Source organism: Chitinophaga ginsengisegetis (assembly GCF_900168065.1).
Lineage (GTDB): Bacteria > Bacteroidota > Bacteroidia > Chitinophagales > Chitinophagaceae > Chitinophaga > Chitinophaga ginsengisegetis.
On sequence record NZ_FUZZ01000002.1, the window covers coordinates 1,059,296 to 1,079,366 of the forward strand.

General features: G+C 47.1%; 13 protein-coding genes. 5 read left to right on the forward strand and 8 right to left on the reverse strand.

The features are described 5' to 3' along the window. Window positions 1-549 precede the first annotated feature (549 nt). The 4 genes from B5Z18_RS18155 to B5Z18_RS18170 all read left to right on the forward strand — a co-directional run bounded on the left by B5Z18_RS18155 (window position 550) and on the right by B5Z18_RS18170 (window position 5,209). A complete protein-coding gene (locus B5Z18_RS18155; protein WP_079470886.1) occupies window positions 550-1,122 on the forward strand; it encodes a TetR/AcrR family transcriptional regulator in 573 nt (190 codons plus the stop codon). 40 nt (window positions 1,123-1,162) lie between these two features. Continuing rightward, window positions 1,163-1,603 (forward strand): universal stress protein, encoded by a 441-nt coding sequence (locus B5Z18_RS18160; RefSeq protein ID WP_079470887.1) that lies wholly within the window; start codon window positions 1,163-1,165, stop codon window positions 1,601-1,603. A 247-nt stretch (window positions 1,604-1,850) separates the two neighbouring features. Next, window positions 1,851-4,430: a phosphatidylglycerol lysyltransferase domain-containing protein gene (locus B5Z18_RS18165; protein ID WP_079470888.1), complete on the forward strand. Its 2,580-nt coding sequence runs from the start codon at window positions 1,851-1,853 to the stop codon at window positions 4,428-4,430. A 62-nt stretch (window positions 4,431-4,492) separates the two neighbouring features. Continuing rightward, complete coding sequence (locus B5Z18_RS18170) at window positions 4,493-5,209, forward strand: AcvB/VirJ family lysyl-phosphatidylglycerol hydrolase (RefSeq protein ID WP_079470889.1); 717 nt, start codon at window positions 4,493-4,495, stop codon at window positions 5,207-5,209. Here B5Z18_RS18170 and B5Z18_RS18175 read toward each other — a convergent pair. From B5Z18_RS18175 to B5Z18_RS18195, 4 genes are all read right to left on the reverse strand, one after another. Beyond that, complete coding sequence (locus B5Z18_RS18175; RefSeq protein WP_079470890.1) at window positions 5,199-5,894, reverse strand: LytR/AlgR family response regulator transcription factor; 696 nt, start codon at window positions 5,892-5,894, stop codon at window positions 5,199-5,201. The two genes, B5Z18_RS18170 and B5Z18_RS18175, sit on opposite strands and share 11 nt — an antisense overlap. A gap of 941 nt (window positions 5,895-6,835) precedes the next feature. Then, window positions 6,836-8,203: a TlpA family protein disulfide reductase gene (locus B5Z18_RS18185; protein ID WP_079470892.1), complete on the reverse strand. Its 1,368-nt coding sequence runs from the start codon at window positions 8,201-8,203 to the stop codon at window positions 6,836-6,838. 198 nt (window positions 8,204-8,401) lie between these two features. Further along, window positions 8,402-10,585, reverse strand: a complete 2,184-nt coding sequence (locus B5Z18_RS18190) for a DUF5916 domain-containing protein (RefSeq protein WP_079470893.1) — start codon at window positions 10,583-10,585, stop codon at window positions 8,402-8,404. A gap of 174 nt (window positions 10,586-10,759) precedes the next feature. Then, window positions 10,760-13,372 (reverse strand): family 20 glycosylhydrolase, encoded by a 2,613-nt coding sequence (locus B5Z18_RS18195; RefSeq protein ID WP_079470894.1) that lies wholly within the window; start codon window positions 13,370-13,372, stop codon window positions 10,760-10,762. Between the two features lie 379 nt (window positions 13,373-13,751). Between B5Z18_RS18195 and B5Z18_RS18200 the strand changes: the two genes are divergently transcribed. Continuing rightward, complete coding sequence (locus B5Z18_RS18200) at window positions 13,752-15,335, forward strand: FMN-binding glutamate synthase family protein (protein ID WP_079470895.1); 1,584 nt, start codon at window positions 13,752-13,754, stop codon at window positions 15,333-15,335. 48 nt (window positions 15,336-15,383) lie between these two features. Here the strand turns inward: B5Z18_RS18200 and B5Z18_RS18205 are convergent, their stop codons facing one another. From B5Z18_RS18205 to gndA, 4 genes are all read right to left on the reverse strand, one after another. Continuing rightward, window positions 15,384-16,142: an amidohydrolase family protein gene (locus B5Z18_RS18205; RefSeq protein ID WP_079470896.1), complete on the reverse strand. Its 759-nt coding sequence runs from the start codon at window positions 16,140-16,142 to the stop codon at window positions 15,384-15,386. 115 nt (window positions 16,143-16,257) lie between these two features. Then, window positions 16,258-16,983 (reverse strand): 6-phosphogluconolactonase, encoded by a 726-nt coding sequence (gene pgl / locus B5Z18_RS18210; protein WP_079470897.1) that lies wholly within the window; start codon window positions 16,981-16,983, stop codon window positions 16,258-16,260. A gap of 45 nt (window positions 16,984-17,028) precedes the next feature. Continuing rightward, window positions 17,029-18,534, reverse strand: coding sequence for a glucose-6-phosphate dehydrogenase (gene zwf, locus B5Z18_RS18215; protein WP_079470898.1), 1,506 nt, complete (start codon window positions 18,532-18,534; stop codon window positions 17,029-17,031). Window positions 18,535-18,558: 24 nt separating this feature from the next. Then, window positions 18,559-19,977 (reverse strand): NADP-dependent phosphogluconate dehydrogenase, encoded by a 1,419-nt coding sequence (gene gndA, locus B5Z18_RS18220; RefSeq protein ID WP_079470899.1) that lies wholly within the window; start codon window positions 19,975-19,977, stop codon window positions 18,559-18,561. Between the last annotated feature and the right edge of the window lie 94 nt (window positions 19,978-20,071).

Below are 20,071 nucleotides of genomic sequence, written 5' to 3' on the forward strand. Positions count from 1 at the left end.
TCATCGCGTCATTAACCAATGATTAACGATTATTCCGGGTAGTAATATTTAATTTCGATACCAGACAAGTTACAATAACTAAGCATTATGGTAACTTTCCAAATTCAGCAATCATCTTATTTAGCTTAATAACAGGCTATAATGTGTTATCAGCATCTGACGCAATGCCGCAGGTGCCATGTGAATGTTTTAAAGACCTCTGCTGTATGTCATCAGCAGGGGTTTCTTTTTTTAACCCATCCCCCGTTATTTCAATTCTTGTTTAGGTTTAGTTAACGCTCTGCACCAGCTATCCGGCTAATATTGTTTTACCGTTTTATGTTCAGTAGTATCTGAAATGCATACAACTAATAAATATCTTACCTGTTGGCCTTTTCAGGCCGACGGTGCACTTTGTAAACACCGGTTGCGTTTAAACAATCACCCACCGGTTTCACGATCAATGGGTTTTTGATTTAATCATCATCTAGCTACAGCGCCTCTGCGGTTTCCACTGCGGAGGCTTTTTTTGATATTGAAAATGAATATTTATTCGCTTATCTTTGTAGGGTGAAACTGAAAGACGATAAAAAAATAGTCCAGATTTTCCAGGCAGCCCTCAAGCTGGTGGCCAAAAAAGGTTTGTCCGGCGTTACAATGGGCGACATCTCCCGGGAAGCCGGCATTGCCACAGGCACGCTCTATGTTTACTTCAAAGGGAAAGATGAGCTGATCAATGCCTTATTCGCCGCCTGCAGGGAAAACTCGGTACAGGTATCTTTTAAAGGTTACAACCCGCAATTACCCTTCAAACCCGGGTTTAAAAATATCTGGCTGAATATCCTGCGCTATAAGCTGCAACACTTTGAAGAAGTGATTTTTATGGAGCAATGTTATCATTCTCCCTTTATCACTGCCGGTACAAGGGAAAAGGCCCAGCAACTGTCCGCCCCCTTCTACGCATTGATGGAAAGAGGGCAGAAAGAACAACTTATCAAGCAAACAGATACGGGGCTATTGCTCATCTTTATGCTGGGCGCCATGAATGAACTGGTAAAACAAACGCACTACAGTGGCATCACTCTTAACAGAAGCCGGATCAACAGTACTTTCGACCTTTGCTGGGATGCCCTGAAAGCATAATGATAAATGAATAAATGTTCACAAATTAATACCTCTGCATATGTCAGACATCATGATCGCAGTAGACCTGAGCAGCTTTTCAGAAAACCTGATCAGGACCGGCCTGGAACTGGCCGATAAAATGAATGCTTCCGTTACCCTTTTCTCCGTAGTAGAAATAGGCATCGGCATAGGCCTGCCGGAAGGCGGACCGGTATTTACCGACGATATTCCGGCACGTATCCGGGAAGTGGAGGAAAGACTGGAAGCCTACAAACAAAATTACCCGGATAACAAGAACATCAGCATTGTGGTAGGCACCGGGAATCCTAAAAATGAAACACTGGTACAGGCACATGAAAGCAACGCCACTATGCTGGTGGTAGGTACCCACGGGCGAACCGGCCTGGATCATATGCTGCTGGGCAGCAATGCGGAATATATCATCCGCCACTCCCGTATACCCGTATTGGTTGTTCCCTATAACCAGGAAGAACACTAAGCACAACACGCAACAATTGATACTCAACAGTGGAAAACTCCCGGTGCTACCGGGAGTTTTTTTACGCACAAAACGCTTCTCCTCACTTTTAAACCATTACTATGAAAAACATCACTCCCGCAAAATTATACCTGGTGCCAGGAGATTAAAATACCCTTAAACTCCCCACAGCTACAGGGATTCGTTTAAAAGTTGGCATAACTTTGTAATCAATGCGAACAACAGATCTAACGAAACCCACGAACCTTTGAAAAAGAAATTTTTTACTGCAGCATTTTTGCGTAAGCTCCACCTGAAAGAGCTGTTGGCGGTGTTATTCATATTACTGGCCATCTATTTTTTCCGCTCACAGCGTCATGAATTATATTCCCTGATCCCCGCTATTGAAAAAGCACACAGAAGCTGGGTAGTATTGGGAGTGGTGGTAACGATGGCCTATATTTTATTACAGGCAGCCATGTATGTATTCAGTTTCCGTGCAGTGGGCGCAAAACTGGATACCGGCAGAAGCACCGAATTATTCCTGAAGCGCAATCTTTTATCTGTATTCCTCCCGGCAGGTGGTATCAGCTCACTGGCTTATCTGCCACAAAGCTTACGCCGCACCGGTTTACATAAACAACAGATCCACCAGGCTTCCGGCATCTATGGCTTTGTAGGCATCCTGTCTGTTTTCCTGGTGGGCATTCCGGTAGTAGCGTATGCCATGTTGCATGCAGCCACTATGAAAGATGCTTTGTGGGGACTCATTGCCATCTGTGCACTGCTGCTCGGCGTGGTATGGCTGGTACGTTCCATGCAATTGAAAGGCAAAGCCTACCAGTGGCTGGTAAAATATTTTCCGGGAGCAGCACGGCAGGCAGATGAAATATTTACATTTCAATTGTCGGTGCCCTCTTTTATGAATACCGTACTCGCATCCGTACTGATAGAAGTAGCCGGCGTAGGGCATCTTTACCTGAGTATGCTGGCAGTGGGCGTTACACCGTCGCTGGAAGCGGCCTGTGTAGGATATATAGTAGCTACCATCTTTTTAATTATTTCCCCTTTTCTCCGCGGACTGGGCGCCATCGAATTATCGCTGGCCTATATCCTCAGCAACTATGGATTCAGTACGCTGGAAGCGCTGGAAATCACTTTATTATTCCGGTTGTTTGAATTCTGGCTGCCGCTGATTGCAGGGATGATAGCCTTTGCCCTGAAAGGCAGAGAGCTGGTATTACGGTTATTGCCTCCTATCCTGATCTTCCTGCTGGGCATGGTGAATATTTTTTCTGTACTCACCCCTCCCCTTGCCAACCGTATGCATCTGTTGCGCGCTTATATTCCCGGTACTTCCATCCATGCTACCAACTTACTGGTGGTATTCCTGGGACTGGTGCTGCTGGTTACCGCCACCTTTTTATTCCGGGGCTTACGCAGCGCCTGGATTGTGGCGCTGGCGGTTTCCCTGTTATCGGTATTTGGTCATATCGGGAAGGCGCTGGATTATGAAGAAGCCTCGCTGGCACTGGTTACCAGCATAATATTGCTCATCACTTCGCGGCAATACCGGGTAAAGAGTAATCCGCAGCTGGTCAATATCGGCGTGGTTACGGCTTTGGCGACACTGTTCGTCGTCCTTATTTTTGGCACCATCGGTTTTTATTTTTTAGATGTGAGACATTTTGGGATCGATTTCACCTGGCAGCAATCTATCCGTCATGCTTTCCATTGTTTTATGTTGCTGGAAGACGACGGCCTGCAACCCGTTACCAGGTTCGGAAAGGAATTTATGTCGGCGATCCGGGTGTTAGGCGTGAGTGCATGGGCTTTCCTCTTTTATACTATTATACGCCCTTACCTGCATGTTACGCAGCAAACTAATACCAGTTTGGAGAAAGCGCGGTTTTACCTGAGCCAGTATGGCGATTCACCAATGGATTACTTCAAAATAGGACAGGACAAACTGTTGTTTATGTCTGAACAATACGAAGGTTTCATCGCTTACCGCGTGGCAGGCAGTTTTGCTATTGTACTGGAAGAACCGGTATGCAGCGAAGATAATAAGCTGCTGGTATTGGAAGAATTTGAACACCAATGCCGGAAGATGGGCCTGCGACCTGCTTTCTACCGGGTGGATGAAGACAGTACCTATTATTTCAGTCATCTTAAAAAGAAAAAGATGCTGATCGGACAGGAAGCGATTATGGATATACGGGACTTCACGCTGAGTGGCAAAGACAAGAAATCACTGCGTAACGGCTTGAACAGTCTTGCTAACAAGGGCTATGTTACTGCTTTTCACGCGGCGCCGCAATCGCCCGCTATGCTGCATGCTTTAAAATCAGTGAGCGATGAATGGCTGCATCAGTATGAAGTAAAGGAACTCACTTTTTCACAGGGATTATTTGATGAAGATGTGATCCGTAACCAGGACATCATTACCGTAACTGATGCAGAAGGAAAAGTAGCGGCGTTCCTCAATATTATCCCTGACTATGCCCCGGGGGAATGCACCTATGACCTGATCCGCAAACGTGCCGATGCGCCGGGTGGCGTAATGGATGCGCTGATCATTGCACTGATCCAGGATGCGCAGCAAAAAGAACTGCATTACCTGAACCTGGGCATGGTACCGATGTCCGGCATTATCCAGCCGGAAAATACCGCGGAAAAAATGGTGAAGTATGCATATGAGAAGTTGCGCTTCTTCCGGCATTACCAGGGTTTACGGGAGTTTAAAGAGAAATATGCCACCGAGTGGACTAATAAATACCTCGTATACGAACATGATTTCGACCTGATACAATTACCTTCTGCACTCAGTAAGGTAATGCAGCCCTGAGGCCGACGAACAATAGCGGAACGGATTTTGTTTTACAGAGAGGCGTTAATTGAGTTGAGTATATGATACCAGGTAAATTATTTCATGCAGCAAAGCTGCTCAGTTTTTTTCTCTTCTTTACAGCGTTTCAGTTAAAGGCACAAAGCGGGGTTAATAACCTGCCGGTGGTGATCAAAGCGCCTCCCGCAGGCAGTACCGCACCATTGATCGTGTATATAACCGGGGACGGAGGCATGAAGAAGTTTTCTGCGAACGTGATTGAATCGTTCCGTCAGCAGAATTACCCCGTAGTGGCATTGAATGCACTGAAATATTTCTGGAGTAAAAAATCGCCGCAGCAGGCGGCAAAGGATATAACCTCGCTGATTACGTATTACCAGGCGCAGTGGGGCAGTCACCGCGGAGTGGTTTTGGTGGGGTATTCGCTGGGCGCTGATGTGCTGCCGTTTATTTACACCAGCCTGCCACCGGAAATAGCCGGGGAAGTAAAGCACCTGGTATTCCTGTCGCCGTCTCTTTATACAGATCTCGAAGTACATCTTTCTGATATGCTGGGCAGATCCGGTAATAAAGGGATGAGTGTTCCGGCCGAGATCAATAAAATTATCAATAAGCCATTACTGCTGGTATTTGGGGCAGAAGAAAAAGACTTCAACTTTTCAGCGTTGAATGTCCGGTATGAAAAAATGATCCTGCCCGGCGGGCATGCTTACGACGAAGATGCCGGTGGCGTGGCGGGTAAGATACTGGCGGCACTACACGCAGGTGTTACTCCATAGGCAGCTGATATCTTTTAGCCAGTTCCTTTCTCATTTCTTTAGTCAGGGCAATCCTGGCTGCTCCAATCATTACATGATCATCGGCCAGTGATGTAATATGGCGGAATCCTATTACAAACCAGTGATGCACCCGCATAAAAGCGCTGGCTGGCAGCTGTGAAATGATCCAGTCCAGTTTCTCGGTAGTAACCAGTTTCTGATCGCGGAGGTGAAGCATGATATGATCATCCATTACTTCTACGTATTGCAGATCCTCATAAAATACTTTTTCAAAGCTGTGCTGTGTTTTCAGCGTGAAGTAATCCGCTGAATATTTGGTGGGGTAAGTGATTGCGTTCATTTCTATAGTCTTATAAATTTTAGAGAACACATTGTTTAAGGCTTCGGCGGTAAATGGCAGGTGCATGAGTGCCGCCGGGAGGAAATCAAATCCACCGGGTGGTGTATCATTGTACGCCATTATTAGAACGGGCAACACGCCCGTAATGGTCATTGGAAGGGAAAGCGGATCGTCATAATCTCCTGCTATCAGTACATGAATGGTTTGCGTTTCCAGCCAAAAACGTGCTTCGGCCATCGTCCGGCTTCTGCAAACCAGGTAAACATAGGGGATAGCAGACAAAAAATCCTCCAGCTCTTCAAATCCCTCCGGGTTATTACCCAAAATAATACAGTTTAGTACCATAGAGCTGATTTAAGTCAAATATGGGTACGTAAATTTACTCCAGTCAGTTGCCACGGAAGCAGACGATTCAAGTAGGGCAGGTGACTGAACAGAAACCCGCGTATAATCTAAAATCTAATCTAAACCGCGTTATGAAAAAAAAGTTATTGTTCACATAAGATCTTCATCAAAGCTGACAATAATTTCAGTCGTAAAATTGGATCTATTCCTGGGGACAACAGTTAATCGAATGTTAAGTATTTTGGAAAAAGAAAAGTGGACAGATAAAGCCACTGTCCCGAAAGACAATACTTTCCCTGTCCACCCATTAAGGAAGATTACATAAAAGATCCTGGAACAGCTGCGTCACAGCTGTGCAACAGATCTAAGGCCCTGAAAGGGCAGCGTGGGCGCAGGGAGAGCTAACAGGGAGGCCGGTTAACTGGTCAGTGCGCGGACCATGTTTACCAAATAAGGAAGCATAAAAGAAACATCGTACTCGCGGCGATCAGATTTTTTGAGAACCTGACGTTGAAGCCGCCTTTTTCTGAGTAGAAGTAACTTTCTTTGTACCGGTCGTACTCAATGGGAGCACCTAACTCCTTCATCATTTTGAGGAATTCATAGAGTGTTCTTTCGGAAATACGAAGCCGCTTGGCTAACTGAGCGGGCTTACCGGTCCCTTTGATCCTAATGAGGTAATCAATGGTCTGTAGTCTGTCAAAATAACGCTTTGGCATGTGGCATAGAGGGGTCTTAACGGTTATTTACTGAATATACGATTTGTGTCTTTATTAAACCAGCATTATCATATATATATTTAAACGTAAATATTAACAATCTGGTTTAAACGGGTTTTCGAAAATTTAGCTGCGGAACAATGGCGCTGATGCGGATTAGCTGCGTACTTTTACTAAACGTTCTTACATCGGTTTTATTGGCTAAATACGCTGAAAAAAAGCTCACTGCAATAATGCTTCATAGATAATGTTGGTGAGGGCTGTACCGTGATCCACTGCGGGATCCGGAGGCCTCGTAGCATACACTTTACCATTCTTTCCAACGATAATAAATGAGGGATACTTACTAATATTGTATTGCGTAAGCACATCACGATGTTGTTCATCCAGCTGCCATAACCATCCCGGCAAATCCTTTACAGCATTGCCATTGCAGCATATATTCACAAACGTAACGTTATCATCAAAGCAATTTTTTATTTCTGTAAGCACAGGCTGCAGCGGATCTGTTGCACTGTAAAAATGCAGCAGTACTACCTTTCCGCTGAATTGCCGCAGGCTCACCAGGTTGCCCTGCACATCCTGGAAACTAAAAGCCGGCGCCATTACACCTTTGCTGATCCCTTTCCTGGATCGTCCGTAAAGCTTTGCGATGGCCTGTTTACATGCTTCATCCTGCACCACTTCCAGGTAATCGCGTACACACCACTCCTGTTCCTCCGGCGAATTGCCTGCTGCAAAACCCAGCATCAGTGAATGCGCCAGTAATCTGTCGCGTAACCGGCCACTGTAATGCGTTTTAAGCCATTCATAAATCGCCCTGTTATTACATTCATAACGATGCTGAATAAAATAATCTGCCTCTGCTTTATGCAGCAGGTAACTCAAATAACGTATAGACGTTACCGTTGTATCTGAAGAAATGAGTTGCGGTAATGCAGGTAGTATGTTATCCTTATAAAAAAGCACCTGTCTCTCTTCCAGCGTACTATCCGGCGCAGCAGCCACTTTCCATAAAGTACTCACCAGCCCGGATGCAGCTTCCGCCAGCACATGTGTTCTCGCCAACGCCCATGTGGCAGTATTTATACTATCGCGGTAAACAGCCAATACCCTGCCCGCCACCTGTAACCGCTTCCCGTAAGCCGTTGCCAGCCGTGCCGCATCAGGCAATTCAGGCATCGCCACTGCCGCCTGCTCCCGCTTAGCCGTATAAACCGCCCTGTTCAGCACTGCGGCACTGCCGCCAAACAGGATACTGTCGCCCTGCATCATCATCCGCAAACTATCTCCCCCACGGATCATCCCATAAAAATTATATCCATTACCGGCATCTGCATAAAAAAATATCATCCGTTCAACCGGAACGGATATACGGAAATAAAAAGAATCCGTTTTTAATAAGGTATCCTGCGTAACTGCCGGAGATATTCCCGGGTCATACCAGTAAGACAATGATATCTTCCTTACAGGACGGTCCACTACCCTGCCCGTAATCACCGTGGCGGATTGTGCTGCAGCTGTTCCTGCCAGCATCAGAAAAATACAGCTGATACGCAGCAGCTGCTTCATCATAGGAGGACGGTTCATAATTAGATTTTAAAATGGTGAAAATCCCCGTAGTAAAAACCACAGGGAGATAATATTCACAACGATAGTAAATGAAAACTTTATATATATCTTAACGGACATACCCGTTCCTTACGCCAAACTTGTGGTGCAATGTTAAGTGGTATAAAACTGGAAAGTGTTAATCGAATCTTAACTGTTAATACGAAACGGAATTTATTAGAGATTAAACCAATACACCAGCTTCAGCACTAAAGCCCGGTTCCTTACATAAAACGGCTCAGGAAGGTAATTATCGGTATAAACAATAAAAAGGTCGGACGCCGGCCGGTAGCGCCACTGGAAGCGGGTATTCAGGTTCATGTTCTTCTGCTGACCATTGTACTGCATAAACCCGGTAAAGAACAAAGTGTTGGTCATGGTTACATCCAACCGGGGGCCAACCAGCCAGAAAGAATTATTACCCCAGGGCTTTGGTAAATTGATATTGTTATAGTTAGCACTCAATGCAATGCTCACATACGGCTGGAAACGATATCCCAGTTCGGTATTGGTCATCAGCCGGCTGCCATCTGCATAATAGCCTCCATAGCGGGCCGACAATGAATAGGTAAACAAGCTTTGTGGCTTGGACACGTAATCAGCACCCACCGTGTTCCAGTTATGCTGACTCCCGTTTACAAGGCTATCCTTACCGGTGTTGGTCGGATCAAAAGGTTGCAACAGTTTGATATAGGTATTGGACGCCCATACATTGAGCGTGTTCCGCTTCCGGAACACAATGCCGTAGTTAAGCATGGTTTCATTATCCGTACGATGCATATTCGCCTCATCAAAAAACCAGGTGCTGGTTACCTGCGGCCCGTGGCTCAATACAGAACCGGATAACGGGAAGAAAAGACGGGTCACCTGCGGTGCTATCTTGATATATCCCTGGCGTGGCACATATCCCACTTCCGCATTATAATTGCGCCCCACGTACTCATGCTGCCAGCCAATATTCCACTGTTTGCTGGTGTATTGCAGATTGGCCGCATGCGCAACATCATGGCCGGTTTTATTCGGCGTATACGACTTCAGCAGCATGGCCTTTCCAGTCCAGAAATTATTGGATGATGCCAGGTTATACTCCAATCCCATGTTCCGGTTATACCTGTTGTAAACAGGCTTATCTGTTACTTTCGCCGGATCATAATTTACCGACTCCTTATTAATAAAGATAAAACCCAGGTTGGAGCGGGAAAATACCCGGCGCTGTAAAGCTGCCACGGTAAAGTTTTGCGCCGGCAGCCCGGTTTCCTCCTGTTTCCCGGTTTGCATATTCATTACGCCCAAACGCCAGTCTTTATTAAGCTTACCACTCAGCCTCGCGCCAAAGCGGATCGGCACGCCGCCAAGACCAATACGCCTTGAGAAAAAAGGACGGATCGTAGAATAGCCGAAGTTGGAAAACTGGTCGCCGTTTTCAAGGAAAAACTGCCGCTTCTCCGGGTAAAACAATTCAAAACGATCAAGATTGGTCACCTGTTTATCCACATCTACCTGCGAGAAATCGGGGTTCACTGTAAGGTCGAGGTTCAGTGAAGAAGTAACCGCCACTTTTGCGTCCAAACCGGCATCCCGCCGGTATTTGGTGGGAGTAGCCTTATCATAGTCCTTTAACATGCCTCCCAACAGGTACGGGATCAGCGATACATTTGCCCCTGCAGCCGGAGGAGCGGCATCCCATACCAGGTTGCCCGTATAGGCCAGCGAAGCCGTGGGAAACTGCCGCGGCACCGGCGCCCAGGCCGACTTCTCGGTTGTTTTCAGATCGTTCCGGCTGAAGTTAATTCCCCATTTGGTGATTCCTTTTTTATAACGGATGGTTTTAAAAGGTATCACTGCTTCAAAAACCCATTTATCCGGATAGTTTTTTACTACTGATGTCCACTTGTTATCCCAGCTCAGGTCCACCTTTCCGCCATCGTACATTAAACCGTCCCATTGCGCTCCGGCAGCGTTGGCGCCAAACGAAAAGCCATTGGTCTGATCATCAAACGGGTCCATGAACAAAAGGAAGTTATCGTTCTTCAGAAAAGCAAAATCGCGGCGCAATGATTCCACCATATACGGCCCGTCGCCAATGGTATAGTTTTCCACTACCAGGTACAGGTTCTTATCGTCGTAGGTCATACGCACATCTGTACGCAACCGGGCGGCGCTGGTATCCATTGGCAGCACCATATGAAAACCGGTAGCAACATCGGCCTGCAGCCACGCGGCTTCATCTATTACGCCGTCTATCTTAACAGGGAAAACCGCCTTGCGGATCTGCAATTGATAAGCATCATTTTTCTTTTGTGCACACACGGAGAAACCAACAACGCAACAGCTAATAATAAGTGGAATTATGCGAAACATCAGGTTGATATGGGTTTAACGAACAAAATACAAAAATTGCAAAAGGAGGAAGAAGAAAATGGATGAAGGGTAAATGCAGCGGATTTACATGATCCTGCCGGGATAAGAAGGTAAATGAAAACGGTGAGCAACAGGAGATCCACGTTGCTCACCGTCTTCCTTTCTCCCGGAAAATTATAATTTATTATTCTTCATCTGTGTATCAGCTACCGGCACTTTTATAGTGGTGGTTCTGCTGCTGCGGCCTTTGGTACTGAATACTTTCAGCTTCACAGTTTTACCACCCGCCGCAACAGGTGCAGTATATACCGGGCTCTTCAACGTAGGTTCGTCACCGTTAGTAGTGTACCTTATCACCAAACCCGGCATCTGGATGTTGGCGCTCAATACACCATTTTCCACTTTCGCGCCTGCAGTAGGAATGCGCCAGTTGAAACCGCCCTCGTAATAATCCAGGCGCGGCATTTCGCGCTTGCCCATTACATTGCTGAATACACTCCACGCCTGCGCATACAGTGCATCGGCCTTTGCGGAATCTTTTTCGGTAGCCCACTCCGGATCCTGTGCCCATGCCCGTTCTGCGAGGCCCAGCAACTTAGGCAACATCATATATTCCATGCGGTCGGAACTGGTTACTGTTTCGCTCCACAACAACCCCTGGATACCCGGAATATTGGAAGCGCCAAAACCTGTTAACCGGTCTTTGCCCACAAACAACTCCGGCGTAACAGGATTGCCCCTGCCATCTACTTTTGAATTTTTGTAATAGTCGAACGGAATAAAATAAAATGGCTTATCCACATCTACAAAACCGCCCCAGTAAAATCCGGGTTCGTCAAAAGATTTCATATAAGCCATATCAAAATAAAAGTTGCTTACACCAGACAGAATTACTTTGTATCCTGCATTTGCCAGGCGATAGGATAAGTCTTCCTGTCCCCCGCCAATCACGTTATTCCATACATTCAGCTGGAAGTGGTCGTTTACAAAATCAGGGTTAGGGATACTCTGCGATGCGCCACTGACGGTTGTTTTACGCATACCTGCTTCTTCCCATCCGGCTACTGATAAATCGCGGGCTTTCAGCAGATCATTCACTTTCCGGTAGTAATAATACCAGAGATCATTTACATCTTTCAGTGATTTATCCTGCTGCATCAATGCGATACAGGCAGGCGATTTTTCAAACACGCCGCCCGGCACTTCATCACCACCCATATGCACGGATTCAAGTGGAGCGCCGGCTTCTTTATACATCGACTGCAATTCTTCCACCACTTTATCGAGGAAGTGATAAGTAGAAGGCAGCGCTACGTTCATCACGTTATCGTTCCAATATTGAACAGAATGATATTCAGATTTATCCTGCAAATCGGTGAGCAGGTATTCATTGGCTTCCTGATCACGGCCAGCCGCTTTGAGGCGGTAGTAGCGGGATTCCATTGCTTTTACCGCAGCGCGGGCATGCCCCGGACTTTCTATTTCCGGTAAAACACGTATATGCCTTGCCGTTGCATAACGGAGGATCTCTATAAAATCGTTGCGTGAAAAATAGCCACTGCCGGCGGTGTTGGTAGTATCCGGACCGGAGCCATAAGATGGCGGCAGCATATTTTTCCAGTCGCTGCTATGACCACGTTTAGCCCCCACAGTAGTGAGTTCCGGCAGGGAAGGGATTTCCAGGCGCCAGCCTTCATCATCGCTGAAATGAAAATGTAATATGTTTAATTTATACAGGGCCATCAGGTCGATGATGCGTAACATATCACGCTTGTTATGAAAGTTACGGGCCACATCTATCATGAAGGCACGGTAGCCAAAGCGGGGTTCATCTGTAACCTCTACTCCCGGTATGGTGATGGCTTTCTGGTTGCCTGCGAATGCGGCCGGAGGAATCAGTGTTTTTAAAGACTGAATGCCGTAGAAAGCGCCGGTTTCAGTACCCGCAGTAATGGTAATTCCTTCGGGCGCTACTTTCAAACGGTAACCTTCCGGCGCAGTAATAGCGGCGTCATACACCAGGTTAATAACGGTTGTTCCCTTTTTTCGTTTACCCAGTAACGTTAGCAACTCAGCATCCAGTGCTGCTGCGCTGGCAGACAGCTGCGGATCGGCTTTCACTTCCGGGAAAGCATCCAGCACCAGGCCTTTACCGGTAGCTGTATATGATTTTGGTGTAGGGAAAACCAGCGGCAGCTGCGATGCCGGGATATCTTTCACTGCAGCATTCTGTTTAAATATATCCGTTGGCGTTACTACCGCGGTTTTATCACCGGGGTAACGCATCAGTTGTTTTGCGGTGGTAGAAGGACGGATACTATAGTCTTTAATAGAGAAACCTTTTTCCGGTTGTTCCTCCCATACCAGGTACAACCCGGTAGGCGCGTCTGTGAAGTTCACCGCCCAGGCATCGCCGGTAATGGCAAGTTTCAGGGAGTCGCCGGCGGCGATACCGTTAAAACCATCTGCCGGTGTAAAACGGTACAGGTCACCGTTGATATGTTCCACTTTCACATGACCCGGCAATTCGCCCGGTGTCACCATCCTGATAAAATTAAAATACAACTGCCATCCTTTGGAGGGAAACGGTTTACCGGCTGTATTTACAAAGGTGAAGGCCGACTGGAAATTGTCGCTGCCCTGGTAGTGGTTTTCTATCACTTCCCAACTGGTTTTCAGCCGGGCGGCATCATAAGGCGTGGATTGTTGTGCCCGGACACCTGCTACAGTACTAAATAAGAACAGGCAAGTTGCTACCAGCTTACCAGGATGAATGTATCTTTTCATGTGGTGGATTGATTGAAGATTGGCTTATTTTGAAAGATAATAAAATAATTTAAAAACTGAGGCAGAGATTTTTGCGGATGTTGTCTTTCTCAGGATTAAACTTATTACACTGATTAGCTTGATTTTATTTTTTGGGATTTTTAAAAGATTTGGGGAGATATAAGCGAATATCCGCTTATATCTCCCCAAATCTTTTAAAATCAAAAGTGATCAAATCCCTAAATCAATGTAATAAGTTTAATCCTGAGAAAGACAACCTCCGCAAGATTTAACAAATTTATCTGCCATACGTTAAGTAGATTTATAAGAACAATAGCTAAGGAAGTATTCGGCAATCTCCTGTAACCAGGAGCATCAAAAAATCAAAAAATTAAAGTCTATGGTTAAAGCATTTATCGGATTTTCATGTGTGAGTTTAGGTGTTATCATCGTTTTAGGATTATTTTTCCCCTGGGTATTCTGGTTACTGGTGTTGGTATTGCCCATTGTTGTGATGGGCGTGCTTGACCTCCTGCAAACCAAACACGCTATTATCCGCAACTACCCTGTAGTGGGGCGGATGCGCTACTGGATGGAAGCATTGCGGCCCAAAATCTACCAGTACTTTGTGGAAAGCGATATTGATGGCAGCCCGATCAACCGGGTAGACCGTTCCACCATTTACCAGCGGGCCAAGCGGGAACTGGATTCCCAGCCATTTGGCACCCAGTTTAATGTATACGCGGAAGGATATGAATGGATGGCGCATTCCATTCAGCCACAGAATTTTGATCACCTGGAAAAGGACCCGCGTGTAACCTTTGGCGGGAAAGACTGTAAACAACCTTATTCCGGCAGCATCCTGAATGTGAGCGCCATGAGTTATGGATCGCTCAGTAACAACGCGGTGCAGGCTTTAAACGGGGGCGCCAAAATAGGCAACTTCGCGCATAACACCGGCGAAGGCGGTATCAGTGAAGCTCACCTCAAACAGGGTGGCGACATCATCTGGCAAATAGGTACCGGCTATTTCGGTTGCCGCGATGATGATGGCAATTTCTCCGATAGTTTGTTTGCAGAAAAAAGCGCGCTGCCACAAGTCAGAATGATAGAACTGAAAATTTCGCAGGGCGCCAAACCCGGTCATGGCGGCATATTGCCGGCGGCTAAAAACACGCCCGAAATTGCAGCCATCCGTCATGTAAAACCACATACCACTGTATTCTCTCCTCCTTATCATAAAGCATTTAACAGTCCGCGGGAAATGATGCTGTTTATTCAGCGCCTGCGCGATCTCAGCAAAGGCAAACCGGTTGGATTCAAATTATGCATTGGCCAGCAGCGCGAATTCTACGCTATCTGCAAGGCGATGATAGAAACAGATATCTACCCTGATTTTATTACGGTAGATGGTGGAGAAGGCGGCACCGGCGCAGCTCCGCCGGAATTTTCCAACTCTGTGGGTATGCCGCTCATGGATGGACTTTCTTTCGTACACGACACGCTTACCGGGTTCAATATCCGTCATCATATGAAGATCATTGCATCGGGTAAAATACTCACGGGCTATCACATGCTGCGGGCAATGGCCCTGGGCGCCGATACCTGCAACAGCGCACGTGCAATGATGATGGCACTGGGATGCATACAGGCATTGGTATGTAACACCAATAAATGTCCTACCGGCGTGGCAACACAGGATAAATGGTTATCTGCCGGCCTGGTGGTGGACGACAAAAAACACCGCGTAGCCAACTATCACCGTGATACTATTGAAAGCGCTATAGAACTTGCTGGTGCAGCAGGTTTGAAGGATCCGCATGATATTACCAGGCGGCATATTTTCCGCCGGGTATTTATGAACCAGGTGAAAACTTTTGAAGACATATACCCGAGTACTGCGCCGGGTACCTTGTTAAACGGACTAATGCCGGAACATCTGAAAAGAGAAATGGAAACGGTGGGAATTGATACCTGGATTTAATACAAAAGATTCCGGCTTTTATCCCTTGCGGGATAAAAGCCGGAATGCTTAACCACGTGGCTGGTACAACGCCAATGCGTTTTCCCTGCATATTTTAGCGGCAATATCTGCCGGGAAATTCTGGAGGATCAGTTGCAGATCCGAAGCAGCAAATGGCCGCGGCGCCCGGGTAGAGGGCAAATCTGTACCGAATAATAAAGCGCCTGCATTAATAGCCGTAATCTGGCGCATGGCGGTTAATACATCAAAATCACAACGACTGAACCCCGTCGCCTTTACCCTCGCTCCTTTCTCCACCAATGGCAATAAATATTTGAACCCGGCTTTTGACAAACCCAGGTGATCAATTACCACGGCAGGCAATTTATGCAGGGTGGTAGACAGCCCGGGAAGTTGCCGGGAATCCACATACAACTCCACATGCCATTTCACCAGTTCATATACACGTAACGCCAGCCGTTCGAGGTGTTTTACACTTTCGGAACCGCCGCGCTGTACATTAAATCTTACGGCGCGTACACCTGCTTCATGCAGGGCTATAATTTCTTCGTCGCTGGTACCGGCTGGTATCTGCGTTACGCCAACATAACCGGCCCCCAGCTGCTTCAGCGCTTCCAGCAGGTATCCCTGATCAAATCCCTGGAAAGAGCCGGAAACCACTGCCCCGCCGGCGATATTCAGCGGCGCTACCTGTTGCTGGTAGTCGGCTACTGAAAATTCCGATGGCAAAAAGCCTTCGTTTGGCTGCAAAGGAAACCGGTGATCAATGATATGCAGGTGTGCGTCGAATATGGGCTTATCAAACATAATCTCATCGTTGTTACAATCACAAGCTACAGAAAATAGCTGAAAGCAGAAAGCAGAAGGGCTGAGTGGATCTCTTAATCCGCTCAGCCCTTTACAGCAATTGCTTTATGTTTTGTTAAATTTCCATTGCGCCGGCAGCAGCTTCGTCTACAAACCAATGCAGCTCACCTTCTTCCGGTCTGATCAACTGGGAAGGGTATTTCTCAGCATCGAAAGTGCCTTCGATCACGCTTTTCAGCGTAATGGCCTTGTTGGCGCCGGTGGTGAGGAACAGCACACAGGCAGCTTTATTGACTACCGGTGCCGTTAAGGTAATGCGGTACATATTCTGTGCTTCCAGGAAAAATGATTTCACCCAGGCTTTCTTTTCGTGTACAATGGGTAATCCGGGGAACAGTGACAGGGTGTGCCCGTCGTCTCCCATACCCAGTAACACCAGGTCAAACGTGGTATCATCTTTTCCGAAATACGATTTCAGGATCTTTTCATATTCGGCAGCCGATTCTTCCGGGCCGATATCGGTACGCATTACATGGATATTTTCAGGATTTACACTTACTTTATCCAGTAATGATTCAAATGCCATGCGGGCGTTGTTGCGCTCATCTTCAAAGGCCACATCTCTTTCATCTCCCCAGAAAAAATGTATTTTCTCCCAGGGTATCACCATGTTGTAGGGAGCTTTCGCCAGCAGGCTGTATAGCTGCTTTGGCGTATTACCACCAGACAGCACAAACGTAAACCGTTCCTGTGTTTGTAATACTTCCAGTATGTAGTTGCTGATCCACGCGGCTACATTTTCACTCAGCTGGGCAGGATCTTTTGCGATATGTAGTTCCATAAGATAAAAAAGTTACGGACCATTTTCACAAATGGTCCGTAATTATTATTTAGTAGGTAAATTAATCCAGGTATGACCGTCGCGGGCAACGAGTGCGTCTGCATCGTCGGGGCCCCATGAATCGGGTGCATAGTTCGGGAAGTCCTGCGGAGTGCGGTTTTCCCATGTTTCCAGGATAGGCATGATCACTTTCCAGGCAGCATCTACCTGGTCGCCGCGCATAAACAGGGTAGCATCGCCTTCCATTACATCCAGCAGCAAAGTTTCGTATGCTTCCGGTGCATGCTCGCCATTGGCGGCATCGTAGTTAAAGGTCATGTCTACAGGGTCCAGCGTCATGGTTTGTCCGGGACGTTTCGCCTGGAAGCGGATCCGTATATCCATTTCCGGTTGAATGCTGATGGTGAGCCTGTTAGGGCGCCATGTTTGTGCAGCTTCTATCGGGAAGGAATAAGGAGGTGCTTCCTTAAAGGTGATAATGATATTGGTAGCTTTCTGGTGAAGGTATTTACCGGTGCGCACATAGATCGGAACGCCCTGCCAGCGCCAGTTGTCGATATAAAATTTAACGGCAGCGTAAGTATCGATATTGGATTTGGGATCCACACCTTTTTCCTCGCGGTAGCCGGCCACTTTATTTCCTTTCATCCAGCCAGCAGAATATTGTCCGCGTACGGCATGCTCATGCACCTTATCCGGTGTAATACGGCGGATAGCGTTGAGCACATCCACTTTCTTATTGCGCACTTCATTGGCATCAAAAGATACCGGCGCTTCCATTGCCAGGATGCACATGATCTGCAGGATATGGTTCTGCACCATATCGCGCAGCGCTCCTGCCCTTTCGTAGTAACCGCCACGACCTTCCAGTCCCACGCTTTCAGCAGCAGTGATCTGGATGTTATCGATATAGTTGCGGTTCCATACCGGTTCAAACAATGCGTTTGCGAAGCGGAAAGCCAGGATATTCTGAATGGTTTCTTTACCGAGGTAGTGATCAATACGGTAAATCTGCTCTTCTGTAAATTTCTTCGCCAGCAGTTCATTCAGTTCATGCGCGCTTTGCAGGTCATGACCAAATGGTTTTTCCACTACAATGCGGGTGCAATGCTTATCGGAGCAAAGGTTCAGTTCACCCAAACGGGTGGCTATATTCGGTACCAGTTGCGGCGCTACGGCCAGGTAAAAGATAACGGTTGGATGTACGCCCCACTCTTGTTCCTTCTGCGTTACAAAATCGGTGATCTTGCTGTAAGATGCAGGATCTTCCGCATCCATCTGCAGGTAAGTAACATGATTACTGAAATCTTGCCAGTGACCATTCTGCTCACCCTTCCGGCGGGAAAACTTGCTGATTCCTTCCAGCAGGTGTTTATTATAGTCTTCGTTGCTGTATGGACTACGGCCTAAACCTGCAATAGCAAATTGTTCCGGCATCCAGTCATCTAAAAAGAGATTATATAACGCAGGCGTTAGTTTCCGGTAGTTTAAATCGCCACTGCCTCCGAATATGAACAGGATGGATGCAGGCGGGCGTTTATGGATCTGCATATGTTTAATTAAAGATGAACATTTTTAGTGCTGCTGCCATTCCGTATGGAAAGTGCCTGGCATATCAATACGCTGATAGGTGTGTGCGCCGAAGTAATCTCGCTGTGCCTGAATCAGGTTGGTAGCCATGCGGCCGGTACGGAACGCATCGAAATAAGATAAAGCAGACATGAATCCGCCTACAGGGATACCTGCGGAGGCGGCCTGCGCAATTACGCTGCGGGTGTTGCTTTCAACTGATTGTACGAGATAAGCTACGCCTTCATCCAGCAGGATGTTGGCCAGATCAGCATTTTTCTGGTAAGCCTGTGTAAATATTTCCAGCAGGGAAGAACGGATGATGCAACCACCTCTCCATACTTTCACCACTTCCGGTAACGGGATTTCCATTTTCAGGTCAGAGGAGGCTTCTCTCAGCATAGCCAGTCCCTGTGCATAGCTCAGGATGGTGGCAAAGTAGAGGGCATCGTGTACCTGTTTAATCCACATTTCCGTGTCGGCATGAATAGTATTTTCCGGTGCTTTATAGATCGCTTCTGCTTCCAGGCGCTGCTCTTTGTAACCGGAAAGGGTGCGCATAGCTACCGCGGTATCAATCACGGGAACGGCTACCGGCAATTCCATCGCATCCTGTGAAGTCCATTTACCGGTTCCTTTGGAACCTGCTTTATCGGAGATCACGTCTACCAGGCGTTTGTCTGATTTATCGTCGTTCTGGAGGAAGATATCTGCGGTAATTTCCACCAGGAACGATTGTAATGCGCCCTGGTTCCAGCTTTTGAATACTTCGTGCAGTTGATCATTGTTGAGGCCAGCCCCCTTTTGCAACAGGGTATAGCTTTCACTGATCAGTTGCATAATGGCATACTCAATGCCGTTATGCACCATTTTCACATAATGGCCGGCGCCTTCTTTACCCAGGTAAGCTACACAAGGCGTACCTTTTACTTTGGCGGAAATCGCTTCCAGCATGGGTTGTACCTTTGCATAGGCATCGAGGTCGCCACCGGGCATAATGCTCGGACCGGTACGCGCGCCCTGCTCACCACCGGAAACGCCGATACCCATAAAATGGATACCTTTTTCACGGAGTTGTTTCACACGGCGTAAAGTGTCCGTATAGTGGGAGTTACCACCATCTATTACTACGTCGCCCTGCTCCAGCAGCGGCAACAGGGAAGCTATCACGTCATCTACCGGCTGACCGGCGGGTACCAGCATCATTAATTTGCGGGGACGTTCCAGCAACTGTACCATAGTGGCCAGCTCTGCAACACCTTTAACGGTAGTACCGGGGGTAGCGGCTGCTTCCAGTGCGCTGTTCTTGGCAGCGTCTTTATCAAAGCCGATAACGGAAAAGCCATGATCCGCCATATTCAGTAACAGGTTTCTGCCCATTACGCCGAGGCCGATCATTCCAAAGTCATATAAGCTGTTTGCCATATATAGAGAAGTTACTTAAGGAGGTGTAAAAGTAGGGAAGAATTACGAAATACAAATTACGAATTACGGAGTTATATGGAGATAGCAGCTGATG